This is a genomic window from Spirosoma endbachense, assembly GCF_010233585.1.
Lineage (GTDB): Bacteria > Bacteroidota > Bacteroidia > Cytophagales > Spirosomataceae > Spirosoma > Spirosoma endbachense.
Genome location: NZ_CP045997.1, coordinates 9,434,036 through 9,443,098, shown reverse-complemented (window position 1 = coordinate 9,443,098; position 9,063 = coordinate 9,434,036). Strand labels below are relative to the sequence as shown.

Below are 9,063 nucleotides of genomic sequence, written 5' to 3'. Positions count from 1 at the left end.
GCTTCCAGAGCCACTTTGGCTTTAAAGGCAGGCGAGTGCTGCTTGCGTTTTGCTTTCATTTTGAACCACTATTTACAGCTTGTTTTTCAACTTAGCTAGTGGTCCTAATTTGGGGGAGTACTATATTTTACCATTAATTTGGCGTAGAATAAACTGTCTTCTACCCTCATAAAATTTTGTACTTTTTATAGAAGGCGTTCAGGAAACGTAACCTTTTCGTGGACGGTTTCTGACGTGAATGATGACTGATCGGCTAGAACAATTATTTAAAGGCGATCCCCCCTCATTTAAGAGCTTAGGAGTATCCATATTTTTGTTAGCCTTAAAACCTGATAATTCTGTATATTCAACACCAACAACCTGCTTCCTAGATCGACAATAGATTTCTCACACTCACGGCAAGTACGTGAGATAGATACTACTACATCATGAAGTTAGGTTACGCCCGCGTCTCTACGCAAGATCAAAACCTGGCGCTTCAGCTAGATGCCCTTGATGCAGCCGGCTGCTCGAAAATCTTTCAGGAGAAAGCCAGTGGGTCCAAAACCGAACGGCCTGAATTAAACAGGCTACTCGAAATCATCCGGGAGGGGGATACTTTGATGATTTGGAAGCTGGATCTACTGGGCCGATCCCTAAATCACTTGATCGAGATTGTCACTCAGCTCGAAGGCCAACACGTTGGGTTAGTCAGTTTGAACGACCCGATCGACACCACTACAGCGCAAGGTCGGCTCGTTTTTCGTATTTTTGCCAGTCTAGCTGAGTTTGAGAGGGAAGTCATTCGGGAAAGGACTTTGGCAGGTTTGGCCTCCGCCCGTCGACGGGGTCAACTCTTAGGCCGTCGCAAAGGGCTATCCAAAGCCGGTGAGCAGAAAGCCCGCCTTGGTGAAAGTCTCTACAAAGAAGCCAAGTACCCGGTTGAACAAATCGCCCGCGAGTTACACATCTCCAAAACCACCCTGTATAAGTATCTCCGTCTACGCGGGGTCGAAATTGGCGCTTCAGTTGAAATCCCAATTGCCACATCGTAGAAAATTGTAGCTGTAGACTACTTAACATTTTTTAAACGACGTTTAGATTGATTAGTGTATTCGATTGCTAGTTGTCTACAATACCCTTATTTGATTCTTTACGTTTGTTGAAGACAAGGTGTCTTTCTAGGACGCCATTATTCAGTTTATGAATCCTATAGTACCTACCTCTGATCCGCTGCTTAATGATTTACGTAGTCTCATTGCTCAGTCACGTCAACAAATAGCCTCGGTTATTAATGCTGAAATCACCCGGTTGTATTGGGCTATTGGGAAACGAATCCATGAGGACATATTAAATCAGGGTCGAGCGGAATATGGTAAGCAAACGATCCGTCGACTCAGTGAGCAGTTGATCACTGAATTCGGCCGAGGATTTAGCGTCGCTAATTTGACCAATGCCGTTGAATTAGCCCGATTATATCCCGATGCGCAGATTCTTCAGACACTGTCTGAACAATTCACTTGGTCCCATTTTGTCACGTTTGTTACCATCAAAGATGAGTTGAAACGAGACTTTTATATGCAGATGGCGCGGTTGGAGCGCTGGAGTGTACGGACGCTCCAGAAGAAGATAGATGGTATGCTGTATGAACGTACGGCGATTTCACGGTTACCTGAAGAAACGATCAGACAAGAATTAGCCCAATTGCGGGAAGATAATCAACTCTCACCCGACTTAGTTTTTCGAGATCCCTATGTACTGGACTTTTTAGGACTAGAGAATAACTACTCTGAACAGGAGCTGGAAGATGCAATCTTGTCAGAACTTCAGAAATTTATAATCGAGTTGGGAAGCGACTTTGCCTTTATGGCCAGGCAGAAGCGCATTGTCATCGACGGAGAAGATCACCGAATTGACTTATTGTTCTATCATCGTCGATTGCGTAGACTCGTAGCTATCGACCTGAAGTTAGGTCGCTTCAAAGCTGCGTATAAGGGACAAATGGAGCTTTATTTAGGGTGGTTAAAACAGTATGAAATGCTTGAAAGTGAGGCCTCTCCGATTGGCCTAATTTTGTGCGCTGAGAAAACACGGGAGCACATTGAACTGATGCAATTGGACAAAGGTGATATCCGAGTTGCTGAATATTTAACTCATCAATTACCAACCACCGTATTGGAGCAAAAACTGCACTTAGCTATTGAACAAGCTCGTCTGCGATTAGACTTTCCGAAAGATGAGGAGTAGAATCAATCAATAGCAACATTGACTAATAGCAGAGAGCAAACGACTACTAAAGCAGCTAGCGCGACAAAATTCGTTCAGAAAAAGCTTGAAGCGAGTCAAAACCCTGAACTATTAAACTGAACGAGTTTATTGAACGCAAAAAGGGCCGTTTCTAACCCATTCCCTCCTACCCGACTACCGTTCAGAAAAACGTCCGAATAAAATCAGGACAAGACAAACCTTTAAATCGTTTTGGGAAGTCTAACTTGATGCAAAATCCTTAGCTCGGGGGATTGTTGGACCAGTATACACGCTGAAAGCAGACCCATGACTGCAAAAAAGTAGTAAGCAAATTTTATAATAGAGTTTATTTAGTCTAGTAATCAGCCAGTAAAGCTTCCTCAGAGGATAGCTGATTGTAATGCTCTTTATTGAAGCGGTATAAATAAGGGGCTTTGTTGGCGGCACCGGTGTACTTTTTCTCCAGCCGTTCCAATACGTTCAGGCGCAGAATTTTCTTGGGAAAGTTGTTTTGCGCAAAGCGTTTGTTGAAAATGGCTTCGTAGAGGTCCTGCACTTCCTGCATCGTGAAGGTGTCGGGAAGCAGGTTAAAGGCACTGAGCTTTTGGTCAAGGGTAAGTCGAAGCGTTTTCAGCGCTTCTTTAACCATCTCGTTATAATCCATGATCATCTTTGGTACTTGCTTGACAGGATACCATTCTATGGACTCATCGAGATTCGTTTTATGCGGAATGACTTTACTGATGTCCACCAAAGCGTAATATCCAATGGTTATAAACCGTCGGGTATACCAGTCATAGTCCTTTTGGCGCAACTCCCTATCAAATAGCAAGAGCGGATTGTCGGCATTCAGCTCAACAAGCCGGTCCAGAAAAGTACGACTGCTTCGATTGGCCTTACCCATGACCTGAAATTGCTCCAGAAACACATCGGTGATGCCCGTACGGTCGTAGAGTATACGCTTGGCTGCCGCATCTATGTCTTCGTCCTGATGAATAAAACCACCGGGAAGCCCCCAAAAATCACCTTTATAGGCGAGTTTAGGCACTAATACCTTTAGCTGCCGATTCTGATAACCAAAAATGACGCAGTCAATCGAAACCTGCTGGATATAGTTCTTATCACTAATTGAATTCATATCAGTAGTTAGTATTCTTTAAAGACATTCGGTTTACAGGGTCCGATTCACAGGAGATAGGAGTGGCCTACCAGTGTTAAAAAAGTGGGGCGGTATTGCCGTAGCACACCAGCTCAAATGAAGACGGTGTGCTACGGCAATCTTAAAACTACAACTTTTGCTTCATCCTAGAAATCCTTAGGTAGGTTTTCCAACGATCTCTTCATTTAGTCCAACGTGACCGTAAGTAGTGGGCTGCCGCCTTTGGTTTGCGGTCACGGGTGAATACTCCTTTGTAATTCATGCCGCCAAATCGGATGATCCCCTGTCCGGTTTTGAAATCCGAGAAGGCCCATACGTGCATACCCGTAATGTAATCGCGCGACTGGGCGAAGTCGAGGTACATCTTCAAAAAGTTGGCCTGGAACTCCTCGGTGAACATCTCGGGGTCATCCGCGTGCATACCCGGGTAGGTATCGGCTCCAAACTCCGTATAAATTATAGGCTTGTTATAGCGTTTGTGCAGGGCGTCAGCCTCCAGCCCTAGGATACGAGCGGCCCCCGCCATATCGCCTGCGTGGGAATACCATCCATAATAGCGGTTGATACACATGACGTCGCCCAATCCTACCCATTCCAGGGGTCCTCCCATTGCTCCTACCAGTGTAGCCAGCCGGGTGTTATCTTTCTGTTTGACTAATGCGAAAAGCTCTTTAAAGAGGTCAATGCTTTTCGGGGTAGCCGAGCGGTCAGCCGAACTGCCAGCCAAGGTTACCTCCTTTGGGAACGGTTCGTTGGCTACGCACCACATAATGACCGAAGGGTGGTTTTTGTCGCGGGTTATCAGTTCGTTAATGTACTGTTTGCACATCGCCTGCCGGGCGGCCAGATCGGTCGTATCGCCATGGAAATAAAGCCCCACCGCCGGAATTTCGTCGATAACCAGAAACCCTTCCCGATCCGCCAGGCGCATATACTCCTCGTCGTAAGGATAATGCGACGTACGGAATGAATTGGCACCCACCCATTTCATGAGCGAATAATCCTTGACGATAACCGGATTGGCTGTACCCCGGCCAAAAATCGGGAAATCTTCGTGCTTACCAAAGCCCTTCAGGAAGATGGGTTTCCCGTTGAGCAGCAACTGCTTGTCGTTGGCACTGATCGTACGTACGCCCGTTTCAAGCGTATAGTGATCGAGTGTTGTTTTGGTATCGCCAATGTTTACGTCAACCTGATACAAATAGGGGTCTTCGGGTGACCAGAGCCGAACATCAGGAATAGAAAGGGTTGTCGTAGCGGCATTGCCAGTAAAGCGGATCGGCGCTTCGTATTTCTTCCCATTTCCGGTAATGAGAATTGTACCCCGGCTGGCTTTGCCTTCGGTCAATACGCTGATCTCCACACTGCCAGTCGTACCCGTAAAGGTAGTTTTAACCGTGATGTCTTTAATGACCGTTACGGCAGGCACTGAATACAACCACACATCGCGATGCAAACCGGCGAACGGAAAGAAGTCATAGTTTGATTTGGGATAGTTCGTAAAGGGACTCCCGGGTACGTTACCCGTTGGTACCCGGGAGGGTTTAAGCATATTCTCAAGCTGAACCGTAATGCGGTTAGGGGCTCCCCAGTTTACGGCAGAACTAATGTCAAAGGCAAACGGCAGATTGCCTCCTTCGTGCTGGCCGACCGGCTTACCGTTAATCCACAGTTTAGCGGCATAGGTAGCTGAGCCCAAACGAATAAAGATACGCTGCCCTTTCCAGCTACTAGGTACGTAGGTTTCTTTCTGATACCAAACCATACCTAGGTAATCTCGGCTGTCGGTAAATTGCTCATTCCAACTACCTGGTACGGCAATGGAGCGAGTAGCCGTCAGGCCATTCTGCCAGCCTTCTTTTTCGCCCACCTCCATCGAGTCTTTTTTGAACTGCCACATGCCCGACAGGCTCAACGTATTTCGAAACTCATTCTGATGGGGAAATAGGGCAATATGTGCCGGATCGGCGTTAGCAAACGACTGAGCCAGTCCCGGGCTCCAACCAAAGAGGGCGAGCAGTACAAGTAGGTATCTTGAGATCATGTTGAAAAAATTAACGAATGGAACCGACTAGATGAACATTGCACTGCAAAGATATAGAATTGAAAAAAAATATTATCTACCAAGGTAGATAATAATGGAATTTTTTTTATACGTTTGTTGTGTCATTATCATATCTTCTGTTTATATGCAAGCTAAACGATTGTCTGTCAACTTTTTAATGGCTATGTTATGGCTACTTCTACAGGTTACCTTTGCCCAGACGCCAAAGACAAATGTGTTAGTCTTTAGTAAGACGGTCGAATTCCGGCATGAGTCCATCGAAACGGGAAAAAAAGCGCTGGCAAAAATGGCTTCTGAGAAAAGCTTTGGTGTAGTTTTTACCGAAGATGCGGGCCAGTTTAACGAGTCAAGTCTGAAAAAGTACAATACGGTCGTTTTCCTCAATACAACGGGTGATGTGCTGAACTCGGACCAACAGGTTGCTTTTGAACGGTATATTCAGGCCGGTGGCGGCTATGTGGGCGTACACGCGGCAACGGATACCGAGTACGGTTGGCCCTGGTACGGGAAGTTGGCGGGCGCGTATTTTCTGGATCACCCCACGCCCGATAACGTGCAGAAAGGGAAGTTTATCGTGGCCATGAAGAATCAATGGTCTACCAAAGGCATGCCCGATTCCTTTGAACGGGCCGAGGAGATCTATAATTTTAAAGACATTTCGCCAAAAATCAATGTTGTACTCACTGTCGACGAGACGAGTTACCGAGGGGGGAAAAACTCGAATTTTCATCCCATAAGCTGGTATCAGGAATACGACGGGGGGCGCTCATTCTACACGGCGATGGGTCATACGAACGAAGCCTTTACTGACCCGCTGTTTCTGGGTCATCTTTGGGCGGGCATTCGCTATACGACTGGTGGAGATGCACCCCAACCACCCGATTATTCGAAGGCTCGGCCCGAAGAGAACCGTTTTAGTAAAGTTATTTTAGCTGAAAAGCTGGACGAACCGATGGAACTGAGCGTACTGAATGATGGTAGAGTTCTATTCATTCAGCGGAAAGGGGACGTAAAGCTGTACAATACCAAAACCAACCAGCTTAAAACCATTGCTACAATTCCAGTCAGCTTAAACTATGTCAGTAAAGAAGGAAAGGAATCTACAGCCGAAGATGGGCTCTTAGGCCTCAATAAAGATCCAAACTTCGCTCAAAACCATTGGATTTATCTTTATTACTCACCGGCTGGCTCTGAACCCAAGAACGTATTGGCCCGATTTGAACTAAAGGGTGATGAGTTGGTCCTGGCGTCGAAGAAGATTCTCTTGGAAATAGCGACCCAGCGCGAAGAGTGCTGCCACACGGGCGGTTCAATTGCCTGGGACAAAGCCGGTAATCTGTACTTATCAACGGGTGACAACACCAATCCGCATGCCTCCAATGGGTATAGCCCAAGCGATGAGGGTGTAGGTCGAAGTGCCTGGGATGCCCAAAAATCATCGGCGAATACGGCTGACTTACGCGGTAAAATCATCCGCATTAAACCACAGCCCGATGGGACCTATACGATTCCTGACGGAAATCTCTTTCCAAAGGGTACGCCCCAAACACGCCCCGAAATATATACCATGGGCCACCGTAACCCCTTCCGCATTTCGATTGACCAGAAAACAGGTTACGTATACTGGGGAGAGGTAGGTCCTGACGCATCCAAACCAGATTCGACCCGAGGCCCTGCTGGTCAGGACGAAGTCGGACAAGCCCGAACAGCTGGCAACTTCGGTTGGCCCCATTTTGTCGGGGATAATAAAGCCTATACAAAATTCGATTTTGGGGCTGGTAAAGCCGGAGCTAAATGGGATGCCAACAAGCCAACGAATACGTCACCTAATAATACGGGTTTGACGGAGCTTCCTCTGGCTCAAAAAGCCTTTACCTGGTATCCGTACAGTACTTCTACCGAATTTCCACTGGTGGGAAGTGGGGGCAGGAATGCCATGGCTGGGCCTGTCTATTACGCCGATGAAGTCAAAAACACACCTCATGCTTTTCCTGCCTATTACAATGGAAAACTCCTGATTTACGATTGGATGCGGGGCTGGATTATGGCCGTAACGATGGATAAGCTTGGAAATTACCAGTCCATGGAGCGGTTCATGCCCAGTTATACCTTTTCCAACCCAATGGATATGGAATTTGCCGCTGACGGGGATCTGTACATGCTTGAATACGGATCAGGCTGGTTTACCCAAAACGATGATGCGCGCCTGATTCGGATTGAATACAACCCAGGCAATCGGAAGCCAAACGTACAGATGACGGCAAATAAACTGGGTGGGTCGGCTCCGCTGAATCTAAAACTCAGCGCCAAAGGAACCACTGATACGGACGGTGATCCGCTAACCTATTCCTGGCAAATTACTTCCCGGACTGGAGGGTCCAGGCGGTCAGCCGGTTATGTTGGAGGAGGCAAAACCGGCTTTGTTAAAGTAGCCAAAACATCCGATGTAAGCCTGACCCTTGCTAAAAAAGGCTTATACAAAGCCACGCTGACCGTCAACGACGGTAAGGGCGGCATTTCATCCCAATCGATGGATATTACTGTGGGGAACGAAGCTCCCCTACTGACCGTCAATATGCCCAGTGGCAATAATTCATTTTATATTCCCAACAAACCGTTCCACTATACTGTCAACGTAACGGATAAAGAAGATGGAATACTGGGTAAGGGTATCGACCCCGAACGGGTGGCCGTCACTATCAATTACTTATCCGAAGGATATGACAAAGTGGCCGTTGCACAGGGCCATCGTTCGGCGGATGTCGGCGCATTGTTGTCTGCTGGCGGAAAACTCACCGAAGCCAGTGACTGTAAAGCGTGTCACAGCCTGAATAAAAAGTCGATTGGGCCTTCCTACTTGGAGGTAGCGTCAAAGTACAAAGATGATAAAACTGCTTTGGAGCGGTTGACGAAGAAAGTTATTGCGGGGGGGAGTGGTGTCTGGGGCGAAACCGCTATGGCCGCTCACCCACAACTGTCAACCGCCGACGCAGCCCAGATGGTCAACTACATCCTCAGTGTATCGAGTGAAGCAGCTACCAAAACTACGCTCCCCGTGAAAGGTACTTATGTAGCCAATCTGCCTGCTGGTGACAAGGGTAAAGGAGTATATATCTTGCGGGCCGCCTATGTAGACAAAGGAGCCGATGGCCTGCCTACTCAAAAAGTGGAACAGACACTCGTGCTGAGAAACACCAGCGTTGATACGCACGGTTTTGATGACTATAAGGATGTTAGAAAAGTAGCTGGGGGCGGGGCCAACCTGCTTATCGCTTCTAAATCTGGTTCCTATATAGTTCTCCGACAGATCGATTTGCATGCCATTTCTGAATTGCGGCTTCGGGCTATGGCACCAAAAGCGCAAATCAACACCATTGGTGGAAAAGTGGAACTTCGCCTGGACAGTCCAACGGGTAAGCTGATCGGCGAATCTCAGATACTGGAAGCGGGTGCCAGTTTAACCCAGCTTCACGTTCCGGTCCAATTGCCGGACCGTTCCGACCAGGCCCCTCATGATGCCTATGTGGTATTCGTTAATCCTAAGCCGGAACAAGGTTCATTAATGATTGTGATGAGCACTGAATTTATCCTGAACGATCCTAAACCGGAATAG

5 protein-coding genes are annotated in these 9,063 nt (G+C 47.3%); 3 read left to right on the top strand and 2 right to left on the bottom strand.

Annotated elements, in window-relative coordinates; translation table 11 throughout:
• The first annotated feature begins 428 nt into the window (after positions 1–428).
• Together GJR95_RS37955 and GJR95_RS37950 are read left to right on the top strand one after the other, a co-directional pair.
• Positions 429–1,034, top strand: a complete 606-nt coding sequence (locus GJR95_RS37955; RefSeq protein ID WP_162390823.1) for a recombinase family protein — start codon at positions 429–431, stop codon at positions 1,032–1,034.
• Positions 1,035–1,182: 148 nt separating this feature from the next.
• Positions 1,183–2,226 carry a PDDEXK nuclease domain-containing protein gene (locus tag GJR95_RS37950; RefSeq protein ID WP_162390822.1) on the top strand — a complete coding sequence of 348 codons (1,044 nt, stop codon included), beginning with the start codon at positions 1,183–1,185 and terminating at the stop codon, positions 2,224–2,226.
• Between the two features lie 355 nt (positions 2,227–2,581).
• On the opposite strand, the gene GJR95_RS37945 is transcribed toward GJR95_RS37950, so the two are convergent.
• Complete coding sequence (locus GJR95_RS37945) at positions 2,582–3,364, bottom strand: NUDIX hydrolase (protein WP_162390821.1); 783 nt, start codon at positions 3,362–3,364, stop codon at positions 2,582–2,584.
• Positions 3,365–3,566: 202 nt separating this feature from the next.
• Complete coding sequence (gene uidA, locus GJR95_RS37940; protein ID WP_162390820.1) at positions 3,567–5,429, bottom strand: beta-glucuronidase; 1,863 nt, start codon at positions 5,427–5,429, stop codon at positions 3,567–3,569.
• A 145-nt stretch (positions 5,430–5,574) separates the two neighbouring features.
• Here uidA and GJR95_RS37935 point away from each other — a divergent pair, with 145 nt between their 5' ends.
• Positions 5,575–9,063, top strand: coding sequence for a ThuA domain-containing protein (locus GJR95_RS37935; RefSeq protein ID WP_162390819.1), 3,489 nt, complete (start codon positions 5,575–5,577; stop codon positions 9,061–9,063).

What these genes read in the sequence shown, in the direction of transcription:
- GJR95_RS37955 (WP_162390823.1), top strand. Translation starts at nt 429, where the DNA reads ATGAAGTTAGGTTACGCCCGCGTCTCTACGCAAGATCAAAACCTGGCG.
- GJR95_RS37950 (WP_162390822.1), top strand. Translation starts at nt 1,183, where the DNA reads ATGAATCCTATAGTACCTACCTCTGATCCGCTGCTTAATGATTTACGT.
- GJR95_RS37945 (WP_162390821.1), bottom strand. Translation starts at nt 3,364, where the DNA reads ATGAATTCAATTAGTGATAAGAACTATATCCAGCAGGTTTCGATTGAC.
- uidA (WP_162390820.1), bottom strand. Translation starts at nt 5,429, where the DNA reads ATGATCTCAAGATACCTACTTGTACTGCTCGCCCTCTTTGGTTGGAGC.
- GJR95_RS37935 (WP_162390819.1), top strand. Translation starts at nt 5,575, where the DNA reads ATGCAAGCTAAACGATTGTCTGTCAACTTTTTAATGGCTATGTTATGG.